This window comes from Sellimonas catena, assembly GCF_027924685.1.
GTDB classification, from domain to species: domain Bacteria; phylum Bacillota; class Clostridia; order Lachnospirales; family Lachnospiraceae; genus Sellimonas; species Sellimonas catena.
Window position 1 is genome coordinate 25,718 of the sequence record NZ_BSBO01000015.1, and the last position, 22,620, is coordinate 48,337.

The window sequence follows — 22,620 nt, forward strand, 5'->3', positions numbered from 1 at the left end:
GAATCGTGACGTTTACGCAAGTGATATTGAGTTTGTCAGGTTAATAGAGTATAATTTGAAATGACAGAAAACAATAAAGAAAAATATAAAATAAATGAGAATTAAGAAATAAATACATAATAGATTGATAAAAATGATATGGCAGAGAAAAAAGGATTTGTTAGTTGAAGGCGCAACCCTGTATCGAAATGCAGATTATGAGGTTTATATAAGACAACCAGAAGAAACTCTAGTCTATGCAGATGTTTTAGGCGGCATATACTTATCTGCTGGATGATACATTTTGCTATAAGCTTTCAGAACTAGACAATAAAAATTTTTGAGCTTACTATCGAAAACAATGAAATTAACAAGAGGAGGTGCATCATTATGAAAAATATGGCGAGAAGAATCATTGCTTTGGGATGTGTTGGAATACTTTTTACAGGAATGAGCGGATGTGAGAAGCAAAATGGAAAAGAAAATGAAACTGTACTGACAGTGATCACGGACCCATCAATTCAGAAAGAAGTAAGCAGTGTAGCTGATTTTATGATGAAAACAGAAGACATTGAGATAAATGTAAAGGTACTTCCTACTGAGGAAAATGGACGGGATGCAGAGATTCAGAAGCTTCAGACACAAATTATGGCGGGAAAAGGAGCAGATGTATATTTGCTGGATACGAATCCAGATGCTGCAGAGGTGAAAACGGAGTTATTTGCAAATCCATATCAAACGATGCAAAGCGGAGCATTAGCATCATTAGATGAATATATGAAAACAGATTCTTATTGGAATGATACGACCTATAATAAGAAGATTTTAAATGCAGGACAATATGACGGAAAGCAATATATTATTCCGCTCTCCTGTTATTACTATGTACTATCAGGATCTAATGACATTGAGAAGGTGACAGAGGAGACTCTGGGGGAATGGTTGGAACAGGCGGAAAAAGAGGATGGCTCTGGATTGAAAGAGGAAATCGATGGGAGTTTATATTTGACAGCTGGAAGATGGTATCAGCCGGCAGCAGATTATGAAACACAACAAGTTTTGTTTGATAAAGAGAAATGGACAGCATTTGCAGAATCTTTCTTGTCACTTCAACAGGAATGGTTGGTAGATACGGTAGATAACATAGAAGAACAGTATCAAATACAGCCTATCGGTTCGTTGACAGGAGGAGAAGAGGTTTACGTTAAGACCATTCCGGAATTGGAAGGAAGAAAAATGGCATCCGTTATGACTTATGGGGCAGTTGGAATGTCCAGCGATCATAAAGAAAAAGCATATGAATTTTTAATGCTGTTTTTAAATGATAAGATGCAGGAAAAAGAGGATGGTATTGAGAACATAGGGCAGGTTTTTAGCACCACCGATGGAATCGCGGTAGAGAAAAGTGAGATCAGGAATTGGTTATCCGACTGTTCAGATGTAACAATTTCAGCAGTAGAAGAAAGTTTTGAGGAATTGGATGGAGCATATTTTATAACGGATGTTGAAAAGACTCTGACATCGGACATCCAGAAGGTTGTAGAATGGGGAGTAGAACCGGAAAATGGATGGGAAAAATTCGTGTCAGATTTGGCAGACAGAGTGTGGAAACAATACGAGATGCAGGTGAAAGAGTAGCTGCGAGGTTCCGAATATTCTGGTAAAAACAGGAGTTGGAGAAGGACATATTATTTTGTTTTTTAGAAGTAAATTTATTTTTTACCGCAAATCCGCATTCAGCCTTCTGCGGGACCGCTGATACAAAATCAAATATACGGCGGCATAGCCGATGCCTAAAAGGACGTATAGCATCAATAAGTTTTTTATCAGTACGCCGCACAGGCACAGTATGATCATATTGATAGTAAATGTTACATGCAGTGTGTAGCGGGACTCATTGATAGACTGCAGAGCTGACTTTTCGATATTGAGTCCATAGTTAAAGATCTGGGCAAGCAAAGCGGCAGGAAGGCAGAACTGTGCCAGGGACACGACTTCTGCTTCATCTGAGATAAAAGTAATAATATAAGAATCACAGTTTATCAGGACAAGAAACATCAAGGCGAAACAGCTTAAAGACAGTAGCGTGGCTGTATTTTTTATCTGTTTTGCCTTTTTATGGCTGCCATTTCCGAAAGCCTCACTTACTAAAGAAACCGTAGCTGTGGAATAGCCAAACATGGGCATTTGTATAATCGAAATGATCTGTAGAATCAGATTGTATGCTGACAATTCTACTGTGCCGATCCGGGCTACAATCATATTCAATCCCACTACAAATAAGATATCTTCCATGAATTCCTGAGCTAAAAATGGAATGGAAAAGCGGATCTTGTCTTTTATTTTCTTTAATATCTGAGGAATCCGCAGATCAATCTGAACAAGATGGCGTGCTGTATAACTATAGATGCCTAGATACACAATCAGAGACAGTATACTTCCTAATGCGGCACCTTTTGCTCCAAACGCAGGAAGGCCCAGTTTTCCATAAATCAAAATATAGTCTAAACACACACCCAGTATATTTATAAACAAGGTTGTGGCAAAGATATGGTTCGTTTTTTTAAATATTTTGAATACGCTTGAATACAGAAAGATGACTAAATTCAGTGGAATGGAAAAACTGAAAATCCTAAGATATTCTGACGCTTCCTGCAGAGTTTTACCAGTTAATCCGAAGCCTTTATGTAAAATCGGATTGCAGAATATATTAAACAGAATAAAAAGCCCGAATCCGATGCCTCCACACAGAATCAGGAGAAGGGAAAACTCTTCGCTGATACCTTTTAAATCATTTCTTCCTTTTAGATTAGAACCGCAAATATTAAAGACGATCGAAAATGCACCGAGAACACCTACGAGACTGTTGATGCAGGAATAGACAAGTCCGACACCGGCATATGCTTCTAAGGAAATGTGTCCGATAAAAGCCTGATCAATGATTCCCATCAAGATACTTGTGATGGAACCTGCGATCAACGGCAATGCCATTTTATTCAATTCTGTAATGCAGCTTTTTCTTTCTTTACTTATACAGTTCATATTTTTATTACCTTTTTAAATCTCATTCCACGATATAAATTAATTATAGAATTCCGGAAAATGTCTGGCAAGAGGAATATCACGAGCAGGAAAAAAGCAAGGTATGGGATTGGCATTTTCAACCTTTGCATATATACTTAACTCATGAGGAACGCGGAAAATATACAGGAAAGGAAAAGGTTATGGATTTGATTTTAGAAAAAGCCAATGTGGAACATGCAAAGGAAATATATGATTTGCAGAAGACATCATTCAAAAATCTGCTGGACAAGTATCAGGATTACGATACAAATCCTGGAGGAGAAAAACTGGAACGAACGATTGAGCGGCTGGAACAGCCATTTACAGACTTTTATTTTATTACTCTTGGAGAAAAACATATTGGAGCAGTTAGAATCTGTGATTTTGAAAAACGTTGTGTTTTGAAACAGATCTTTATTCTGCCAGAATATCAGGGGTACGGATATGCCCAGGAAGCTATCAAGATGGTCGAATCTTTTTATACAAAAGCAAAAAGATGGGAACTGGATACTATTTTACAGGAGAAAAAGCTCTGTTATCTATATGAAAAAATGGGATATCAAAAAACAGGAAAAACGGAAAAAATCAAAGATGGCATGGATCTGGTATATTACGCAAAAGAAAAACAGGGGGAGTTTAAATGAAGATTAAGTTTCAAGGAAATGAATTCTGGTATGGTACCTGTGTGAAATATGGGATGAGGATGCCGATTGGTCCGGATACGGAAACGGAGCTGGATTTGACCAGTAATCCAACGCCGAATCAGGAGATGCCTCTTCTGGTGTCGACAAAAGGGCGCTGCCTCTGGTCTGAGGAGGGATTTCACATCAGGATCAGAAGCGGCGTTATAGAGGTCCCGGATTCCTATCAGCTGGAAGAGACAGGAGGCGGCCTTCGGGAGGCCTATCTGCATGCCATGCAGAAGCATTTTCCATTTCGGGGAATGCCGGCGGAAAATCTGTTTGGGAGAATTATTTACAATACATGGATCGAGCTTACTTATCATCAGAATGAGGAGGATATTCTCGCATATGCCGGCCGGATTCTGGAAAGCAGGATGCCGCCCGGAGTTCTGATGATTGACGATGGCTGGGCGGAATGCTATGGAGACTGGAGATTTCACAGCGGAAAGTTTCCGCATCCGGAGCAGATGATAGAGAAGCTCCACGGGATGGGATATCAGGTTATGGTATGGGTCTGTCCGTATGTATCGCCGGATTCGCTGAAATACCGTGAGGCGAGGGATCAGGGAATTCTCATCCGGACGCCGGAAGGGGAGCCGTACATCGCAAAATGGTGGAATGGATATTCGGCAGTTCTGGATTTTTCCAATCCAAAGGCAGTACAATGGCTGAAATGTCAGCTCGATGCACTTACAGACATGGGGGTGGATGGATTTAAGTTTGATGCAGGGGACAGCATGTATTACCGGGATGATAATGTAACGTTCGGAAGGGTGACGCCGGATGAACAGTCCAGACTTTGGGCGGAGTTCGGGGAACAATATCCGTACAATGAGTACCGGGCATCTTTTCGGGCAGGGGGATATGCGCTTTTACAGCGGCTCTGCGACAAGGATCATTCCTGGGGAGAAAATGGAATTGCATCTTTGATTCCGGACACGCTGCTTCAGGGAATTACGGGGCATGCTTATGGGTGTCCGGATATGATCGGAGGGGGAGAATATCTGAATTTCCAGAACATGGAGAAAGCCGGACTGGATGAAGAACTGTTTGTCAGGCATTGCGAGATTGCCTGTCTGATGCCTGCCATGCAGTTTTCGGCGGCGCCGTTCAGGATCCTGAGCCGAAAAAATTTTGCATGCATTTTGAAAAGCATTGAGGTGCGGAAGAAATTTCTGCCGTATATTATGGAAGAACTCAGAAAGACCAGCGTTACAGGTGAACCGTTGATTCGATATCTGGCATATGAATTTCCGGAGGAACATGTGGAAAACGTGACGGATCAGTTCATGTTAGGAGGAAAATATCTGGTTTCGCCGGTTTATGAGAAAGGGAAAACCGGAAGGAGCCTTTACCTTCCAAAGGGAAAGTGGTATGATCGTGGAAGAGTATGGACGTCGCAGGGCGAAACCATATATTGCGAATCGGAACGAGGAATTCCGATTGCTTTTGAGAGAATAGGATAATAAATTCAGTGGGGGTAAGGAATGAAAAGAACAGCAGTATTGTTTTTGACGGCGGCACTGGCGGTATCCAGTGTGCCGCTTTCTGTCAATGCACAGGAAGATTACATTACAGCAGAGGAATCTGTGGAAAATGGACTGAAAAATACCGAAAGTGTGGAAAATGAAGAGGATATGAGTCAGCCGGAGGAAGGGGCAGAATCCGGAAAAGAGGAAGAGACCGGGGAAGATTCAGAAAAGGATGAACAGCTGGAAGAAGGAATGACACCGGATGAAGTCCCGGGAGAAGACCAGGATGAAACCGTAGAAGAAAATCCGGACAACATTCCGGGAGACGTTTTGGAAGAAGAACCGGCAAGTGAGGAAGGTAACATAACGGAAAATCCGTATACAGAGAAGGCACCTGAGAGTGAAGAGCCTGCGGAACAGGCAGTGACGGAGGTGCAGGAACTTCCGAAAGAAAAAGTAAGATCAGCGAAACCGGCACTTACGTATCAGGCACATGTCCAGAATGAGAGCTGGCAGAACTGGAGACAAGAGAGTGAACTGGCCGGTACTGAGGGAAAATACAGACGGATGGAAGCGCTCCGAATCAAACTGCAGGGCGGAGAAGATGCTGTTCAGGGAAGCGTGGAATACCGGGCACATGTACAGGATTACGGCTGGATGGATTGGAAGAAAGATGGAGAACTGGCTGGAACGCAGGGACAATCGAAGCGGATGGAAGCGATTGAGATCCGCCTGACGGGAGAGCTTGCCGAGCAGTATGATATTTATTATCGTGTACATATCCAAAATTATGGATGGCTGGACTGGGTGAAAAACGGCGCTCCGGCAGGAAGTTCTGCACTGAGTTCACGGATGGAAAGCTGTATGATCCGGCTTGTGGAAAAAGGCGATCCATCACCGGCAGCAGGAACAAGGGGATTTATCAAAGCATATACGAATATGGATTTGACTTATCGCGGGCATGTTCAAAAGATTGGAAATACAAATACATCCGTCAACGGGCAGATTATGGGAACAGTTGGAAAGAGTCTGAGGCTGGAAGCTATGACCATGTGGCTTGATACAGCGGATTCACAGAAACTTTCCGGCGGAATTGAATACTCGGCGCATGTCCAGAATATAGGCTGGCAGGGATTTAAGAAGAATGGACAGCAGGCAGGAACGCAGGCCAAAAGCCTGAGAATGGAGGCGGTTAAGATTCGCCTGACCGGAGAGGCTGCGAAGTGCTACGATATTTATTACCGGGCGCATGTCCAGAATTTCGGATGGCTTGGATGGGCGAAAAACGGACAGGCTTCTGGAAGTGAAGGATATGCTTACCGTATGGAAGCACTTCAAATTATGCTGGTTCCAAAAACAAAGGGAGCACCGGGAAGTACAAGTAATGCTTTCAAGAAAAAGCAGACAGTACCGGTGAAGAAGACAAAGTCTTTTTCCGAAGCACTTGGATTTGACGGAACAAAGATTGTAAAAGAACTGAGTGCACACCAAAATGATTCTTATTATCTGGGAACTCCGTATCAACCAATGAAAAACCCGTTGAATATGCACGAGATTCTTTACCCGAATGGTGACAGACGGGCTGATGGCTACAGTGGAATGAACTGTACCGGGTTTGTTGCCTATGTTACGCAGAAATGCGGAGGCAATCTTGCGCCAATTGGCAAGATGGGACTGTGGGGCGGAGCATGTAACGCATCAAACTGGTTTCGTTATTTCAAAAAAGCCAATGTGGAGTATTATACATACAATTCAGTATCTGCTCTTTTGAAATCCGGAAAAGCAGAACAGGGAGATATCATTTACTGTGAACCTGTAAACTGGAATCAGCCGGGAGCAGACTGCCACATCGGATTTTTCTGGGGAAGAACATCAAGTGAAAACCGGTTTTGGCATACATCGACATCTCCGAAAAATGGAAACCAGATTTCCAACATTGTTCCGGGAATTTATCCGTCCTATTTTCATCTGGTGAAGATGAAATAAAAAGCAACTTTCAGGCGGATGAAATAAAGACTTCAAAAAAGAATAGACAGTCCCAAGGAGAGCATAGTACTTGAAAAAGTCCAGACTCTCCGGGGCTGTCTTTTCTTATCAGAAAATAAAAATTGATATTAACCACCAACTGCTCTAATTAAAAGATCAGTTTTTGAAAATCTTCTGTCGACATACCATATGAGGATGCTGCCTGCTCTAGGTTAAGGAGACCTTTTTGATACAAATCGATAATCGCATCTTTACGTCCCTGATCGTGGGCAACGTCATTCTGTGCATGAGCCTCTGCGAGCTGTTTTTGAGTTTCAGAGAGTTGTTCCTGAGTTTCAGAGAGCTGTCCCCGAGTTTCAGAGAGTTGTCCCTGAGTTTTGGAGAGCTGTCCCCGAGTTTCAGAGAGCTGTCCCTGAGTTTCAGAGAGCTGTCCCTGAGTTTTGGAGAGCTGTCCCTGAGTTTTGGAGAGCTGTCCCTGAGTTTCAGAGAGTTGTCCCTTGGTTTCGGCAAGTGTGTCCTTAGCTTTATCTAATTCTCCTTGTACTTCTGCGATCTGCTGAAATATTTTTTCAGTCTGATGCTGCAAGGCAAGCTGATCGCGCAGGGCCCGTTCCCGGGCTTCATATGCCAGGCGTTTTTTCTCATCCTGACTCATCTCCATAAGATCTTCGTAGGCCGATTCAAGGTATGCATTTCCCTTTGCCATTTCTTCCATCTCCTTCTTATTGCCGCCGCGGAAGAATTTCATCCATGCAATAATGCCGTCAGGATGGTGGTACTCTTTTGGGATTTTGGGAAGTTCCAGTATCTGAAGCTCCAGCTTTTCGCTGTACAGATCTCCGGTTGCTTCATCATAGAACCGGACCCTTCTGTGACAGAAATTGTCTTTTTTAAAATAGGTAAAATTCAGGACGCCAACCTGTATACATTTTTGAAGTTTGTCATAAGATTCGCCCTTTTGGAGCTGGCTGGAAAACATTTTACTTAAATAAAAAAGACTTCGATCATCCCAGTATTCTATATAGAGAACCTGCATTTCGATATCCAGCTGAGTACCGCTTTCCAGAAGGACACGGACATCCAGAACACCTTGCTTTTCTTCCTCTGTTCTTTTGGAAAGCTCGTTTTCCAGGATCGTTGTCCTGCCGATCTGTTCCGGAGGAAGACGCAACAATGCAGCGATGAATCCGGTTCTTGTTTTTGGATTGCGCATCAACTCTTTGAAGCACCAGTCGATGTAAGGCTTCATAATAAATTCTTCTTCCGAAGTGGTTTGAATGGTTTTGATTTCGACTTCGTTTGTTTGCATAAACAGTCTCCTTCCTGTGGCGGTCCGGCACCTGTCAGAAGAAAACTGTTTCTGTTTCTTGTAGTCTAACATAATTTCAAACAGCAGAAAAGAGATGTCTCACAGAAAACGTATTCTTTACAGACAGAGATCCCGGCCATGTTTTTTGTTATGAATTGGATTGTTCGGCGAATGCCGTGAATGATAGAAAAGCAGACAGCTTTTCAGACGATCTCAGAATAGCATGAAAAGAAGGGCGAGGCAAGCCGGTGAAAGATAAAATTTTTCTGAAAAGACAAAGAGAGAGGACAATTTTCCGTTTTAGGATGCAAATAATAAATTGTTGATATATTAAGAATGCATAGATTGTAAATGTACAGAAAAAATGATATATTGAAACAAAATAACAGATAAATATGAAAGAAATAAAAACACAGCATTTTAGGGAGTGATACCAATGAGTTATAAAGAAGAGAATATGAGTGATTAATTAAAATTACTGGTACAAGTTCTGGAAAGTTAATCGGACTATTAGATATGGGTCACAGAACAGGGAGGGAATTTGTCAGGAAGACAGAGGAGGAAGGAGTTATGAAGAATCAGAGAGTAAAAGTGGGGATTATAGTTGTTTTATGTACTTTTTTGATTTGTATTGCAGGATGTTCGAAAGAGGAAAAGGAACAGGAATCACCGGAACAGAAAACGTTGACAACAGTGCTGGAAATGCTGTTTACCGTACCGGATCAAAAGCTGCAGGATGCTTATATGGAGGCGAAAGAGAAGGCGGAGCAGGAGGCTGCCGAAACAACAGAACCTGGAGCACATGGAGTATATGATTTTGAAGAATTATTAACAAAAATGTACGGCTCTTTTTTTTTCAGATCAGGGAATTGAGAGTATTCCGTACTGGATTTATACCAATCTGAACGCATACGCTGCGGATCGGGATGTAAAGGTAACATTTGAAAGCGTGAATATTCAGCCGGAAGAAAGCTCGGATGGAAATTATTATACTTTTACAGCCGCACTGAAGTATTCGATTGGCGGGGAAGAAGCAGAGTATGAGCAGACTGGAACCGCATTGTTTGAGGATGGAAAGATCCAGAATATAACGTTTACAGACGGGCTGATGACGGAGATTGAGAATCAGTTGTTTGTATAGAGAGCAGAGGGATAAAACAGGAGAGGAGGGGCGAGATGAAGAAGAAAAGATTTATTGCACTTTTATGTGCGGGTGCTTTGGCTTTAGGAATGGCCGGATGTGAGGAAAAAGGGGAATCCGGGGGAAAGAAAGAGATTGAGGTCATCACGGAGCCGGCTTTTCGGGAGCTTGTGGACAGCGCTGCGGATCAGATTATGGGATTTGAGGATGATCTTGATATCACCGTGACGGTATTTTCCACAAATGCAGAAAAACGGGAAAGAGAAATCCAGAAACTTCAGACGGAAATTATGGCAGGAAAAGGGCCGGATGTATATATTCTGGACACAGTGATAGAAAATGAGTCCGTATCTAATACGGCACTGTTTACCAATCCATACAAAACCATGCAGAGCGGGGCGCTGGCACTGCTGGATGAATATATGAAAGGAGACTCCTACTGGGAGGACAGCACCTACAAAAAAGAGCTGCTGGAAGCAGGACAATATGAGAAACGTCAGTATATAATCCCGTTTTCCTGTGATTACTTTGTATTTTGCGAACCTGCAGACGGTGAACAGATGACAGGCACTACAGTCGGAGAGTGGATCCAACAGGCAGAGAGTAGCCAGAATCAGGAGTTGTGGCAGGCGATGCAGGCTATAAGTGCCACAGCCGGGCGGTGGTTCGTTCCGGCAGTAGATTACGAGGCACAGGAAGTATTGTTTTCAAAAGACAGGTGGACAGAGCTGGCAACAGCGTATATCAGTATGTTAGAGCAGGGAAACGAGGAACAATGGCTGGAAAATAATCCTTATGAAATAAGTAATATTAATCATATTCTTGGCACGGAGAATAGACAGATGAAATTTATCCCGGATCAGGATGGGAAAAAGCTGGCAGCTGTGAGGGCGTATGGCGCTGTGAGCATGTCAAGTTCATACAAAAAAGAGGCCTATCAGTTTTTGATGCTGTTTTTGAATGATACGTTGGAAGTAGAGCGGGAAAAGATCAATATGGGAACCATGGTACGGGGACATGTAGATCCAGAGGGACTCCCGGTACAGGAAAGTGCAATCCGGACAAAGCTGGAAAATTCAGCTTCGCCGGAACTTATCGATAGCATATGCAGTACGTTTTCTGAAATCGAGGGATCTTATTTTGTGACCCAGGTAGAACACAATTTATATTCGGCCGTGGGAAATTTGCAAAGTCAGATTATAGGTGGCGAAGAGACAGATGAAAATCAGCTGCGGCAGGAAGCAGCAGCGGCAGCAGAGAAAGCGTGGAAAGATTATCGGACACAGATGGCAGAATAAAAGAGTGGATAATAGCAGGGTGGAGAAAGGGTGATTATGACCCTTTCTCCGTTTTTGGCTTATTTAGGTCGTTTTAACCGTTTCTCTACAAAGTATGTAACAGCTTTGATATAATGGTGATATATTCACATGTAAGGAAACATACAACAATGAAATCCAACAGAAATCTACTATACTATTATATTTATTCCATTACCAGTGCGGCGATTCTGACGCGGGGTATTTTTTGATTTATCTACAGCAAAAAGGGCTTTCGATCGTGGAAGTTTCGATGTATTCTGTCGTCTACAATATATGTACAGCGGTCAGCGAGGTGCCGACGGGATATATTGGAGACCGGATCGGAAGGAAAAATTCTATTATTACAGGAACGATATTGCTGGCATGTCAGGCGGGACTGATGGTAGCAGCGCAGGAGAAAGTCTGGCTGATATTGTTGGCAGGTCTGGAGGCGGTTGCATACACTTTTATTTCCGGCAGTGATTCGGCCTTACTTTATCAGATGCTTGCAAGTCGGAAGATGGAAGATCAGTATTTGAAGATTAATTCCAGAATTCTTGCGGCGCAGTCGGCTGTTATGGGCGGTGCAATTTTTATCGGAGCTCAGCTTGCGCAGTATTCCTGGAATCTTCCGTATCTTTTGACAATGCTGATTCTGATAGTGGCAGCAGGATTTATGTGCAGAGTGAAAGACATTATGCCGTTTGCAGAAAGAGAAAAAAGCACAGGAAAACTGATAAAAACGTTGAAAGACAATATTTTATACCGGCCGCTTGGAATGTTCCTCCTTTTCTTTATTGGCATCAGTATGATTGATGGAATAGCGTGCGGTTATTACAATCTGAATCAGCTGATTCTGGAATCAGTTGGGATCAGCGTGTCGGCGATCGGTTTGTTTTTCTCCCTATCGTACATAGGGAATTCGTTTGCCTATCTGGCAGTGAGTCCGCTGAATCGAATTTTTAACAGAAGCAGGATCATCTTTCTGGCTCTGATAACAGAGTGTTTGGGATTTTTATGGTTGTCCCAGGTTCAGAATAAGGGACTGTTTTTTGTGATTTCGTTAATTTTATGCTTTGTGCCAGAAATCATTTTTACTGTGGCGGACAGCATCATACAGGAATGGATTGTAGAGAGAAACAGGGCAACGATGTTATCCGTGATGTCCTTGATACGGTCGCTGTGTTCTGGAGTTATTTATGGTATTTTTGGAATTCTTCTGGAAATTGTGACAATAGAGCAGTTTTTAATTTTTCTGGCTGTTGGCTTTGGTGTGAGTGCGGTAAGTGTATTGATAGTACTAAGGAAAAGTAGGTGATGTATATGAGACATTTTGTTAATAAATTCAGTATTTTATTCCTGGTTTTTACTATCTTGGAACAGTTGATTGCCGCGGCATCCACCTATGCGATGATTGCATTGAGCTCGGAAATTCTGAAAGGGGAGGGAATGATCTGGTTTTGGATCTTTGTACTTTCTCTCGTCCTGGTATTTGTACCCCGGATTTTCAGTCAGAAATATATGGTAAAAGCGGAATATGCAACGTTTCAGAGATATCTTTCTCTTTATGAGAGTAATTTATATAATCAGCCGTCGTTAAAAACAAGTCATGCATTTGGAGGAGAGGGACAATCGTATTTCCAGAATCAGACGTGGCAGACTATTGAGAAAACATACGAATTCTTTGGAGATCTGATGGCGACGGTTTTGAATGTGGTTTTCAATGTCCTCGTCATTGGCTGGTCTTTGAGTCCGTGGTTTTTTGCTGCATATCTTTGTGCAGCAGCGGTGATTGCAGCGGGAATTCTGACGGCAAGGGGAAAAATTGTCCGTAAGAGTGCCGGAGCGCAGGAAGCACAGAGTGCTGTGCAGAATAGATTGTTTGACGGCTGGGATACTCTCCTGATTGGAAACCGCTATAACTGGAGCCGGTGGAAAGAGGTGTTTGGGCGGACAGTTACCAAAGCGGAGAAGACAGAGACACAGTACTGTTTCAGTAATAATGTACTGTCTCTTCTGATTATGGTTGGAAGTATCTTTCCGGTGATTCTGGTAGTGCTGTGGACGTTGGCGGACAGTGCAGGAAACGTGGGCCGGATGACGTCTGTCATTGTAACGCTTCCACGGCAGGTGAGCAACATTCAGTATCTGAGCGTCATAGTGGAATATGTTACCGAACTGGTCGGAATCCGGGAAAAGGTTCGGAACATCGATCATGCAGCATCAGCTGTGGAGAAAGAAAATCAATATCATGGGACGATCCGTTGGGAGAATCTCTGGTTTTCCTCAGGTGATGTGGAACTTCGCTTCGAGAATGCGGAAAACTTTCTGGAATTTTTGAAGGATTGTGCAGAAGAGGAAAGGTATGGGCGGATTCTGATTACCGGAACAAACGGAAGCGGGAAAACAACAGTTCTGATGCGGATCAAAGAGTATTTTGGAGATCGGGCTTATCTGTTTCCTAACCATACGAGATTGTTTTTTGAGGACAGTAATGAGAAGGAATATTCTACAGAACAACGTCTGCGGACGAATGTGGAGGAAGTGCTCGACCGGATGAAAGATCCGTCCGTGAGGCTGTTCCTTTTCGATGAGTGGAATGCCAATCTGGATGAGGAAAATCAGAAAGAGATTTCTGAATATATAGACCGGCTGGCAAAGAGAGGGCTGATCCTTGAAGTGCGGAATAAGGAGGTATAAAAATGGGACGCAGACTGATTTTTATTGATGATAAGCCGGGATACGGCGGGGTATCGACCTGCCTGATCTGTCTGGCAAATGAGCTTTGTAAGAGAGGATATGAAATTACGCTGATTGCCGCGAAAAAGAACGTCTATGAAACCCGTGTGGATGCATTGGTGCAGATTGAGGAATGTGATTTTACGGATGAGAAAGCGGTGGAGAGAATGATCAAGAGCTTGAATGACCGCTGCGCCGAAATCGTCAATTCTCATGCTGACAGCGGGATTCAGATCCGGCTTCTCAGGCAGAAAAACAGGACATATCAGTTATATCTCACCGAACATCTGGCGATTTTTGATGATCCGGAATATATCGAGCCGAGAAAAGAATATTTTTCACTGGCGAATCAGGCAGAAAAGGTGATCACCGTATCACTGGCGGGACGGAGAGCTTTTCAGGCAGCAGGTGTGGAGTATCAGAAGCTTGCCACAGTCTATAACGGAGTGAAAGCGAAACCGTACCGGGAAAGAACTTATGAAGAAATCCGCCTCATGTATGCCGGACGCCTGACGGAGACAAAAGGAATTTTTACACTTTTGAAGGCAATGGATCTGGTGCGGCAGCAGATACCGGAGGCAAAGGTGAACATTTACGGGACAGGCAGACAGGAACAGGAGGTCCGGGACTATATCAGGGAACATCATCTGGAAGAACAATGCATTTTGAAAGGATTCTGCGACTGCATGGAGAAGGCGTATCAGGAACATGAAATCGTCATTTCTCCATCCAGGACGGAGAGCTGTTCTTTTACGATCCTGGAGGCGATGAATGAGTCCTGCGTAGTACTGGCATCGGACGTGGACGGGACAAGAGAACTTGTTTATGATGGTGTAACAGGGCGGCTTCATCCGTTCGGGGATGCAAAAACACTGGCCGGACAGATCATTGAACTGATGAAAGAGCCTGAAAAACTCCGGATGCTGGCCCAGAATGGACATTATGAAGTGACCCATTCCTTCCGGCAGGAGGACAGCGTAAAAAAATATATCCAATGCCTGACAGAATAAAGAAAATTACGGACGGGATAGCAAAAAGAGAAACACAACCGTACGAAACAGGATGGCCGTACGGATTGGACATGAAAATAGGAAGATGTAACCGTACAAAAGAAGCCATCTGTGCGGTTATATCTTTAAAAGGGTAAAAAGCAGCGGTAGAGAATAAGACATCTGTACGGATCAAATGCCAGAAAAGAGAAAAGTAACCGTACGGACAGAGGATTCATACGGTTACAGGAGCAGATGCTCTGGTTCCAGCGGTAGAGAACGCTGGAAAGCCGGGAGACAAGGACAAGTTAAGATGAGGAGACTTCCAAAGAGGAGGGCGACATCAGGTTTGATGCTGTCTTCCTCTTTCTTGTTACGGCGGAAACATTTTTAGTACATAATCATTTACCTGACATTTGGACATATTTACCTGACATCTTGAACTGGCATAAAAGTGTGAAATGATTATAATTAGTTGTAGTAAAAACGAGAAGATTACGGATCGCAAGATCAGGGGAAAAAGGAGGAGCAGAGATGGCGGTTTGTTTTCACAAATCATCGATGGAATTTCATCTGTATAATCAGAACATCAGCTATATTTTGAATGTACTGGAGAATGGACAGATCGGACATATTTATTTTGGAAAGAAATTACGGGACAGGGAGAGTTTTGCGCATATGTTGAATTTCCGGGCAAGACCGATGTCTGTATGCCCGTTTGAAGGAAAACTGGAATTTTCCATGGAGCACATCAAGCAGGAATACCCGGTGTACGGATCAGGGGATATGAGATATCCGGCTCTTGAGATTCTTCAGGAAAACGGCAGCCGGATATCCGAGTTCCTTTACAAAGGACACAGCATTTATCAGGGAAAACCGGAGCTTTCCGGACTGCCGGCAACCTATGTAGAGAAAGAAGAGGAAGCGGATACACTCGAACTGTATCTGGAAGATCAGGTATCCGGTACGGAAATTACTTTATATTATACAATCTTTGCGAATGTTCCGGCAGTTGCACGTAGTGCGAAGATTACGCAGAAGGGAGATCAGGAAATTGTTCTGGACCGGGCAATGAGTATGAGTGTTGATCTTCCGGATATGGATTTTGAGATGATCGAGCTGACCGGAGCATGGGCAAGGGAACGTTCGGTCAAGGAGAGAAAGCTGGAGCATGGAGTGCAGGCAGTATACAGTCTGCGTGGATGCAGCAGCCACAATTATAATCCGTTTCTGGCTTTGAAGCGGGAGGAGACGACAGAGGGAAATGGAGAAGTCTATGGGTTCAGCCTGGTCTACAGCGGAAATTTCCTTGCGCAGGCGGATGTCGACACGTATGACACAACAAGAGTGACGATGGGAATTCATCCGGATACTTTTTCCTGGAATCTGAGACCGGGAGAGACCTTCCAGACTCCGGAGGCTGTGATGGTATATTCGGATCACGGACTGAATGGTATGAGCCAGGCATATCATACGCTTTACCGGAGCCGCCTTGCAAGAGGATTCTGGAGAGACCGGGAAAGACCGGTTCTCATCAACAACTGGGAAGCAACCTATTTTGATTTTGACGAGGACAAGATTCTTGAAATTGTAAAAACAGCAAAAGAGCTTGGAGTGGAACTGTTTGTGCTGGATGACGGATGGTTTGGAAAGCGTAATGACGACACCTCTTCTCTGGGCGACTGGTATCCGAATCTGGAAAAACTGCCGGACGGCATTACGGGAGTGGCCAGAAGGGTAGAGGAAATGGGACTGAAATTCGGACTCTGGTTTGAGCCGGAAATGACGAATAAAGAAAGCCGGCTTTACAGGGAGCATCCAGACTGGATTTTGTCAGTGCCGGGAAGAAAGGTGTCGGTGGGACGTAATCAGTATGTCCTTGATTTTTCCAGAGAAGAAGTTGTGAACGCGATCTTTGAACAGATGAAAAAGGTTTTGACAGAAGCTCCGATTTCCTATATTAAATGGGATATGAACCGGAGTATGTCTGAAGTGTATTCGGCGGGTGCCGGTGCAAAGGATCAGGGAAAAGTCATGCACAAGTACATACTGGGTGTGTACCGGCTTTACGATATGCTGACGAAGGAATTTCCGGAAATCCTGTTTGAGTCCTGCGCAAGCGGCGGGGCGAGATTTGATCCGGGACTCCTTTACTATGCGCCGCAGTGTTGGACATCTGATGATACGGATGCGGTAGAGCGATGCAAAATCCAGTACGGAACCTCTTTTGTCTATCCGGTCAGCAGCATGGGAGCCCATGTGTCTGCGGTGCCGAATCATCAGCTGCTTCGAAACACGTCTCTGGAAACACGTGCGAATGTGGCGTATTTTGGAACTTTTGGGTATGAGCTGGATCCGAACAGGCTGACAGAAGAAGAAAAAGAAGAGGTCAAAGCACAGATTGCGTTTATGAAACAATACCGCCACCTGATTCAGTACGGCACTTTTTACCGGCTGTTAAGTCCGTTTGAAGGAAATGAGACGGCGTGGATGGTCGTATCAGAAGATAAAACCCGGGCGATTGTCGGATATTACAAGGCCCTGCAGTCTGTGAACGGACCGTATAAAAAAGTCAGGCTTCAGGGGCTGGATCCGGACCGGAAGTATCATGTCACCGGGATGGAGCCAGGAAAGTACGAGGAAGATCTCTACGGAGATGAACTTCTCTGGTACGGCCTGAATGTGTCCGATGCCTCCTCCGGGGAGAATAAAGAGAAGTACAACGGAAAGAACGGGGACTATCAGTCCCGGCTGTATCTCTTAAGCTCCATCGAATAAGGATTCGTTTTCTTATCCTGGCGGTACCGGGAAGGGCTTGTTCCATTGACCTTCCGGAATGCCTTGGAGAAAGAGAAGGTGCTGGAGTATCCGCAGGAATAGGCAATGTGTTCAATGGGGAGACTGGTATTTTCCAGGAGTTCACACGCCTTGGTCATGCGGTATTTGACGAGAAACTGCTGTGGAGACAGGTGTACAGTCTTTAAGAACAGTTCCGTCAGATAACTCCGGTTGAGGGATAGAAAGTCTGCGATTTCCTGAACGGATACCGGGTTCTGGTAGTTCTTATATATATAGGAAATGGCCTGGCTGACATAGACGTCTGCAACCTTTTTACTGCTTTTGCTTTTGTAGCCGGAGCCTTCGATCAGGAGGGCCAGAAACTGCAGCAGAACCCCTTGAATATAAATTTCATTCTGGAAGCTCATCTTATGGTGGGCGATCATATCCAGGACATAGCTCTTTGCCTTCTCCGGGTCCGGGCAGGTAAAGACCGGGTGGTCCGGCGTGATTCCGATCAGCTCGAAGTAGCGGGCAATGTCGGTGCCGGCAACGGAAACCCAGACATAACTCCACGGATCCGTCTCATCGGCCTGATAGAAGGTGAGCCTGTCAGGCCGAATCAAAAAGCCCTGCCCCGTTTCGATGGAATAACTGTTTTCTCCGGAATAAAAAGTTCCCTTTCCTTTTGTGCATATATGAAATATGTAGGAGTCCCGGACAGCAGGTCCATAGGAATAAAGGGGCGGGCAATCCTGCATTCCGCAGAAAAGCATATAAATTTCCTGAAAAAGATTACTGTTAAATTCTGAAAAAGTCTGTATCTGGTCCATATAATCCCCTCCTCTGAGCGGTTTTTCTTGAGTGTAGCATGAGAAAAAAGAATTGTAAATAAAAAAGGGGATTGCGCGATTACATGCGGAGCGGTAGAATGAAAAAATATGAGTAAAAAAAGGAATGCGAGAAGGGAGAACAGCTATGGAAAACAATATGACAAAGGGAAGTCCCGGAAAGCTGATTGTCCGGTTTACGATGCCGGTTTTTATAGGAAATGTGTTCCAGCAGTTTTATAATATGGTGGATGCCGTGGTTGTCGGGAAATTTGTCGGGACAAAGGCACTTGCAGGAGTCGGGGCGACAGGGACGATCAATTTCCTGATTATCGGATTTCTGATCGGGCTGACTGCCGGGTTTACCGTGTTGACGGCGCAGAAATTCGGTGCAGGCGATATGAATGCAATGAGGAAAACAGTGGCGTCTGCCGCGATTCTGTCGTTGATTGTCTCCGTGGTGATGACAGCGGCCAGCGTGATCTTTATGAAAGACCTGTTGAGACTTCTGAATACGCCGGAAGACATTTTTGACTATGCGTACGAATATATTGTCATTATCTGTGCCGGGATTTTTGCCCAGGTACTTTATAATCTGCTTTCCAGTATTTTAAGAGCACTCGGCAACAGCCGGACACCGCTTTATTTTCTGATTCTGGCGGCGCTTCTGAACGTCGTGCTGGATCTGGTGTTCATCATCTGTTTTGGCATGGGACCGGCAGGGGCGGCTTATGCGACTGTCATTTCTCAGGGCGTGTCGGGGGCGGCATGTCTGATTTACATCTGGAAGGCGGTGCCGCATCTGCATCTCCACAAAGAAGACTGGAAAGTGGAAGGAGATCTTTTGAGGACACAGATGCGGATCGGATTTCCGATGGCGCTTCAGTATTCGATTACTGCTATCGGGACAATGATGGTGCAGTCCGCGCTGAATCTGCTCGGCTCCATCTCCGTTGCGGCCTTTACGGCAGCCAGCAAGATCGAGCAGATTGTAACTCAGGCCTATGTGGCTCTTGGAACGGCCATGGCGACCTATTGTGCCCAGAATATGGGAGCGGGAGATATCAAAAGAATCCGGCGGGGATTCCGCTCGGCAACCATCATCGGTTCCGTCTATTCGGTTGTGGTTGCGGTGCTGATGGTCCTGGGCGGACATTATCTTACGTATCTCTTTGTAGAAGCTGCGGATGTACCGCAGGTAATCGGCGGAGTCCGGACGTATCTGATCTGTGTGTCTGTATTCTTCATCCCGCTGACTGTGGTGAACCTGTACCGCAACGGAATTCAGGGAATGGGATACGGATTCCTCCCGATGACTGCGGGAATTGCCGAATTGATCGGAAGAGGTGTGGTGGCAATGATTGCCTCACGTCACAGAAGTTACGTGGGCGCCTGCCTTGCCAGTCCGATGGCATGGATTCTTGCGGGAAGCCTGCTTCTGGTCATGTACTTTAAAATCATGAAGGGACTGGAGCAAAACCGGGAAGCGGAATCATAAAACGGAACAGTGTGCGTATAATTAAGGGACGATATGCGAAGGAGCACAGAATATGCAGTTTGTTTTATTTCTGTCTCAGTACATCGTCCCTTTTCTGATTTTTACGATTGTTGTCTCCGGAATTCTGGAACGGGTACAGGTTTACGAGACATTTATCAAAGGGGCGAAGGATGGGTTTTATACGGTGTTGAAGATCATGCCGACACTCGTAGGGCTGATGGTGGCAGTGGGAGTACTCCGAGCCTCAGGTTTTCTGGAGTTTCTGTCCGGAATTCTGGGACAGTGGACGGAGAAAATCGGATTCCCGGGAGAGCTGGTACCTCTTTCTGTCGTCAAAATGTTTTCCTCGTCGGCGGCTACCGGACTTTTGACGGATATTTACAAGGAATTCGGGACAGACTCTTACATAGGGAGGATCGCCTCCATCTCCATGGCGTGTACGGAGACGATTTTTTATACGATGTCTGTGTATTTTATGACTGCAAAGGTGAAAAAGACAAGATATACACTGGCCGGAGCGATGATTGCGACGGCGGCCGGACTTGCGGCGAGTGTATGGCTTGCCGGAAAAATGTAAATAATTTATTAAAAAACAAATTTAGGGATAGATTTTTTTTGTAATATAGATTATACTGGTCATAAATAAAAATAGTAATTCTTACTATTTGCATAGGAAGAAAGGAGAATATAAAATGCAGAAATATGTTTGCGAACCATGCGGATATGTATATGACCCGGAAGTAGGTGATCCGGATAACGGAATTGCACCGGGAACAGCTTTTGAAGACCTTCCGGAAGACTGGGTATGCCCGATCTGCGGTATGGGAAAAGAAGTATTCGTAGCAGAATAATAGAAATGAAACGAAAGAGAAGACAGACCGGTCCGGGGCAGATGCCCTGTGTGACCGCTGTCTTCTCTTTTTTCTATGCGTCCGTTTTTTCCAGTTCTTCTCTGATCAGATCAAAAGGAGCCGGCCCGATATCCAGAACAAACTTATGAAACCGTTTCTGGGAAAAATTTTCGCCCCAGCGGGTCATGGCCTCTTTTTTCAGTTCCAGAAATTCCAGATAGCCGAAATAATATTTTGCGTAGTTGGCCGGATCCCCCAGAATCAGCTGATAGATTTCCGAAATGCTGTCTTTGTCACCGATACCGTATTGGAAGAAGAAAGCAAGCGTGTCTTCTTCCGACCAGCCTTTTTCATGGATTCCGATATCGGCCAGAGCATAGAGACCGAGGATGATAGAAGCGTTTTTCTGCTGGATAACGGCCTCTTCTTTGGAGATCGGCGCCAGATAGTAGGACATCATTTCTGTGTAGGTGGCCCATCCCTCCACATATCCGCCAAAGTTCAGGACGGTGCGGATCGGATCCGGATCCTGCGAAAGAAAATAGGTCGTCTGGTAGAGGTGGCCCGGATAGCCTTCATGGGCCAGTGTGGTGAAAAGGTTTAAGCCTTCCATTTCATGTCGCGGGTTGATGTAAATCGTATTTTGGGTACTGTCGTCGATGGGCGGGATGAGATAAAAGGCGGGGCTTAAATATTCCTGCGTGGATGTTGGCACCTGCTTGACGGTAAAGGAAACGTCCGGGATGTCAGGAAAGGACGGCTCCATTTTCTGTTTCAGTTCCAGGAGGATGGATTCCGGGGAGGATTCCTGAAGGACAACGTCCGACACGATTCCGGAGGCGGGAAGTGCCGCTTTCATCTCTTTCATATCAGAGATGATCTGGGAGGCGGCGAGCTGCTCAAGTTCCTCGACGGAACGGTCCGTTCCGATTTCCTGTTTCAGAAATGCTTCATAGCATTCTTTGCCGTCCGGGAGACTGCAAAGCCCCGTGTCGGAAGTGCCGGAACCTTTCAGTGAAGTCAGCCCGTCTATCAGAATCTGGTAGGCGGGAAAAATCTGAGTAGTCAGGAGATCTTTGCTTTTGGCTGTGTACAGAATTCGCTCGCTGTCCGATAGCGTACCCATCTCGTCAAGGCGTTCTTCAAAGGAGGAGAGAAGATAGTGATCTTCTCCCATGGAGACGAAGTCCTGACATTCCTGGATGACGGCGTCCGCTCTGTCGTCAGACATGAAAAGGCCAGCCTCGGATTTGGCCTGTTCGAAGTCAATCAGAGACTGAAAGTAATCCGGCATGGTAGAAAGAAGTGACAGGTATGTATCGATATCCTCTGTCGTCTCAAAAGTAAATTCAGAGAGCAGAACCGGAAGCTGGGACTGGGTTCCGGTGAGCGGACTTAACGGCTCTTCATATAGAAGATATTTGGAACAGGAAAGGGCGGTCTCAAGATAAGAATCCAGAATCCGCCAGGTGAGCTGATTTTCTTTGGACAGCTTTTTTGGCGAAAAGCGGTCAAATGCTGCCAGAGTATTTTCCAGAGATGCTCCGGAACTCTCGGGAGAGGATACAAAGGTACCGAAGGTGACAGGCGCGTCCAGAATCCCGTAGCTTTCCGGATCCTTTAAATTAAAGTGCAGGCTGATAGAATCGCCGGACACCTCCTGGCAGAAAAGTGTTTTTGTAAATGCTTCAAACTGTTCATCCGTGCTGTTTGAGGTGATCGTTCTGGAAAAGAAAGAATCCGGGTCCGAAGAGGGCGGAAGAAAGGAATAAATCAGCAGAGAGACAGCGGCCAGGCTGACCGCCGCCAGAAGGACAAACCGGACTTTTTTTCTGCGAAAACATGAGAAAACTGGGAGTGAAAATTTCATAAATTCAGGCTCCAGATAGAATTTGTCATATTATATGTGAAATAGTGCGGTCAAATGTTAAACTTTTGAAATAACCATTGCATTTTATTTTAAAAGTTGTATGATAAGAGATAATTGCAAATTATACAAAAAGG

18 protein-coding genes are annotated in these 22,620 nt (G+C 44.7%); 14 read left to right on the forward strand and 4 right to left on the reverse strand.

Features of this window, described 5'->3' with window-relative positions; translation table 11 throughout:
* Positions 1 to 369 precede the first annotated feature (369 nt).
* The gene (locus tag Selli1_RS08435; protein ID WP_281845867.1) at positions 370 to 1,617 is read left to right on the forward strand and encodes an ABC transporter substrate-binding protein; all 1,248 of its coding nucleotides are present in this window, start codon (positions 370 to 372) and stop codon (positions 1,615 to 1,617) included.
* Positions 1,618 to 1,698: 81 nt separating this feature from the next.
* Here the strand turns inward: Selli1_RS08435 and Selli1_RS08440 are convergent, their stop codons facing one another.
* The gene (locus tag Selli1_RS08440) at positions 1,699 to 3,021 is read right to left on the reverse strand and encodes an MATE family efflux transporter (protein ID WP_281872719.1); all 1,323 of its coding nucleotides are present in this window, start codon (positions 3,019 to 3,021) and stop codon (positions 1,699 to 1,701) included.
* Positions 3,022 to 3,203: 182 nt separating this feature from the next.
* Between Selli1_RS08440 and Selli1_RS08445 the strand changes: the two genes are divergently transcribed.
* The 3 genes from Selli1_RS08445 to Selli1_RS08455 are packed head-to-tail and all read left to right on the forward strand — an operon-like array spanning position 3,204 to position 7,183.
* Entirely contained in the window at positions 3,204 to 3,686 is a 483-nt protein-coding gene (locus Selli1_RS08445; RefSeq protein ID WP_281872721.1) for a GNAT family N-acetyltransferase, read from the forward strand.
* Positions 3,683 to 5,191, forward strand: a complete 1,509-nt coding sequence (locus tag Selli1_RS08450) for a glycoside hydrolase family 31 protein (RefSeq protein ID WP_204864452.1) — start codon at positions 3,683 to 3,685, stop codon at positions 5,189 to 5,191. The genes Selli1_RS08445 and Selli1_RS08450 overlap by 4 nt, the downstream gene beginning before the upstream one ends.
* A gap of 21 nt (positions 5,192 to 5,212) precedes the next feature.
* Positions 5,213 to 7,183 carry a hypothetical protein gene (locus Selli1_RS08455; protein ID WP_204864453.1) on the forward strand — a complete coding sequence of 657 codons (1,971 nt, stop codon included), beginning with the start codon at positions 5,213 to 5,215 and terminating at the stop codon, positions 7,181 to 7,183.
* A gap of 148 nt (positions 7,184 to 7,331) precedes the next feature.
* Here Selli1_RS08455 and Selli1_RS08460 read toward each other — a convergent pair whose 3' ends face one another.
* A complete protein-coding gene (locus tag Selli1_RS08460; protein ID WP_281872724.1) occupies positions 7,332 to 8,492 on the reverse strand; it encodes an Rpn family recombination-promoting nuclease/putative transposase in 1,161 nt (386 codons plus the stop codon).
* Between the two features lie 570 nt (positions 8,493 to 9,062).
* On the opposite strand from Selli1_RS08460, the gene Selli1_RS08465 reads away from it, so the two are divergent.
* The 7 genes from Selli1_RS08465 to Selli1_RS08495 all read left to right on the forward strand — a co-directional run bounded on the left by Selli1_RS08465 (position 9,063) and on the right by Selli1_RS08495 (position 17,437).
* Positions 9,063 to 9,365 carry a hypothetical protein gene (locus tag Selli1_RS08465; RefSeq protein WP_281872725.1) on the forward strand — a complete coding sequence of 101 codons (303 nt, stop codon included), beginning with the start codon at positions 9,063 to 9,065 and terminating at the stop codon, positions 9,363 to 9,365.
* Positions 9,366 to 9,441: 76 nt separating this feature from the next.
* The gene (locus tag Selli1_RS08470; RefSeq protein WP_281872726.1) at positions 9,442 to 9,633 is read left to right on the forward strand and encodes a hypothetical protein; all 192 of its coding nucleotides are present in this window, start codon (positions 9,442 to 9,444) and stop codon (positions 9,631 to 9,633) included.
* 35 nt (positions 9,634 to 9,668) lie between these two features.
* Positions 9,669 to 10,931 (forward strand): hypothetical protein, encoded by a 1,263-nt coding sequence (locus Selli1_RS08475; RefSeq protein ID WP_281872727.1) that lies wholly within the window; start codon positions 9,669 to 9,671, stop codon positions 10,929 to 10,931.
* A 172-nt stretch (positions 10,932 to 11,103) separates the two neighbouring features.
* Positions 11,104 to 12,249, forward strand: coding sequence for an MFS transporter (locus tag Selli1_RS08480; protein WP_281872736.1), 1,146 nt, complete (start codon positions 11,104 to 11,106; stop codon positions 12,247 to 12,249).
* Between the two features lie 5 nt (positions 12,250 to 12,254).
* On the forward strand, positions 12,255 to 13,631 hold the full coding sequence (locus tag Selli1_RS08485) for a hypothetical protein (protein ID WP_281872728.1): 1,377 nt from the start codon (positions 12,255 to 12,257) through the stop codon (positions 13,629 to 13,631).
* A gap of 2 nt (positions 13,632 to 13,633) precedes the next feature.
* The gene (locus tag Selli1_RS08490; RefSeq protein WP_191427742.1) at positions 13,634 to 14,680 is read left to right on the forward strand and encodes a glycosyltransferase family 4 protein; all 1,047 of its coding nucleotides are present in this window, start codon (positions 13,634 to 13,636) and stop codon (positions 14,678 to 14,680) included.
* A gap of 513 nt (positions 14,681 to 15,193) precedes the next feature.
* Complete coding sequence (locus tag Selli1_RS08495) at positions 15,194 to 17,437, forward strand: alpha-galactosidase (protein ID WP_118637179.1); 2,244 nt, start codon at positions 15,194 to 15,196, stop codon at positions 17,435 to 17,437.
* On the opposite strand, the gene Selli1_RS08500 is transcribed toward Selli1_RS08495, so the two are convergent.
* The gene (locus Selli1_RS08500; RefSeq protein ID WP_242960217.1) at positions 17,401 to 18,270 is read right to left on the reverse strand and encodes an AraC family transcriptional regulator; all 870 of its coding nucleotides are present in this window, start codon (positions 18,268 to 18,270) and stop codon (positions 17,401 to 17,403) included. The genes Selli1_RS08495 and Selli1_RS08500 overlap by 37 nt on opposite strands.
* 145 nt (positions 18,271 to 18,415) lie before the next feature.
* Here Selli1_RS08500 and Selli1_RS08505 point away from each other — a divergent pair, with 145 nt between their 5' ends.
* The 3 genes from Selli1_RS08505 (at position 18,416) to rd (ending at position 20,616) form a co-directional block, all read left to right on the forward strand.
* Complete coding sequence (locus Selli1_RS08505; protein ID WP_087169019.1) at positions 18,416 to 19,765, forward strand: MATE family efflux transporter; 1,350 nt, start codon at positions 18,416 to 18,418, stop codon at positions 19,763 to 19,765.
* Between the two features lie 52 nt (positions 19,766 to 19,817).
* Complete coding sequence (locus tag Selli1_RS08510; protein WP_087169020.1) at positions 19,818 to 20,342, forward strand: spore maturation protein; 525 nt, start codon at positions 19,818 to 19,820, stop codon at positions 20,340 to 20,342.
* A 115-nt stretch (positions 20,343 to 20,457) separates the two neighbouring features.
* Complete coding sequence (gene rd / locus Selli1_RS08515; RefSeq protein WP_024733984.1) at positions 20,458 to 20,616, forward strand: rubredoxin; 159 nt, start codon at positions 20,458 to 20,460, stop codon at positions 20,614 to 20,616.
* A gap of 73 nt (positions 20,617 to 20,689) precedes the next feature.
* Here rd and Selli1_RS08520 read toward each other — a convergent pair whose 3' ends face one another.
* Positions 20,690 to 22,486 carry a DUF885 domain-containing protein gene (locus Selli1_RS08520; RefSeq protein WP_191434375.1) on the reverse strand — a complete coding sequence of 599 codons (1,797 nt, stop codon included), beginning with the start codon at positions 22,484 to 22,486 and terminating at the stop codon, positions 20,690 to 20,692.
* Positions 22,487 to 22,620: the final 134 nt, after the last annotated feature.

What these genes read in the sequence shown, in the direction of transcription:
- Selli1_RS08435 (WP_281845867.1), top strand. Translation starts at nt 370, where the DNA reads ATGAAAAATATGGCGAGAAGAATCATTGCTTTGGGATGTGTTGGAATA.
- Selli1_RS08440 (WP_281872719.1), bottom strand. Translation starts at nt 3,021, where the DNA reads ATGAACTGTATAAGTAAAGAAAGAAAAAGCTGCATTACAGAATTGAAT.
- Selli1_RS08445 (WP_281872721.1), top strand. Translation starts at nt 3,204, where the DNA reads ATGGATTTGATTTTAGAAAAAGCCAATGTGGAACATGCAAAGGAAATA.
- Selli1_RS08450 (WP_204864452.1), top strand. Translation starts at nt 3,683, where the DNA reads ATGAAGATTAAGTTTCAAGGAAATGAATTCTGGTATGGTACCTGTGTG.
- Selli1_RS08455 (WP_204864453.1), top strand. Translation starts at nt 5,213, where the DNA reads ATGAAAAGAACAGCAGTATTGTTTTTGACGGCGGCACTGGCGGTATCC.
- Selli1_RS08460 (WP_281872724.1), bottom strand. Translation starts at nt 8,492, where the DNA reads ATGCAAACAAACGAAGTCGAAATCAAAACCATTCAAACCACTTCGGAA.
- Selli1_RS08465 (WP_281872725.1), top strand. Translation starts at nt 9,063, where the DNA reads ATGAAGAATCAGAGAGTAAAAGTGGGGATTATAGTTGTTTTATGTACT.
- Selli1_RS08475 (WP_281872727.1), top strand. Translation starts at nt 9,669, where the DNA reads ATGAAGAAGAAAAGATTTATTGCACTTTTATGTGCGGGTGCTTTGGCT.
- Selli1_RS08485 (WP_281872728.1), top strand. Translation starts at nt 12,255, where the DNA reads ATGAGACATTTTGTTAATAAATTCAGTATTTTATTCCTGGTTTTTACT.
- Selli1_RS08490 (WP_191427742.1), top strand. Translation starts at nt 13,634, where the DNA reads ATGGGACGCAGACTGATTTTTATTGATGATAAGCCGGGATACGGCGGG.
- Selli1_RS08495 (WP_118637179.1), top strand. Translation starts at nt 15,194, where the DNA reads ATGGCGGTTTGTTTTCACAAATCATCGATGGAATTTCATCTGTATAAT.
- Selli1_RS08500 (WP_242960217.1), bottom strand. Translation starts at nt 18,270, where the DNA reads ATGGACCAGATACAGACTTTTTCAGAATTTAACAGTAATCTTTTTCAG.
- Selli1_RS08505 (WP_087169019.1), top strand. Translation starts at nt 18,416, where the DNA reads ATGGAAAACAATATGACAAAGGGAAGTCCCGGAAAGCTGATTGTCCGG.
- Selli1_RS08510 (WP_087169020.1), top strand. Translation starts at nt 19,818, where the DNA reads ATGCAGTTTGTTTTATTTCTGTCTCAGTACATCGTCCCTTTTCTGATT.
- rd (WP_024733984.1), top strand. Translation starts at nt 20,458, where the DNA reads ATGCAGAAATATGTTTGCGAACCATGCGGATATGTATATGACCCGGAA.
- Selli1_RS08520 (WP_191434375.1), bottom strand. Translation starts at nt 22,486, where the DNA reads ATGAAATTTTCACTCCCAGTTTTCTCATGTTTTCGCAGAAAAAAAGTC.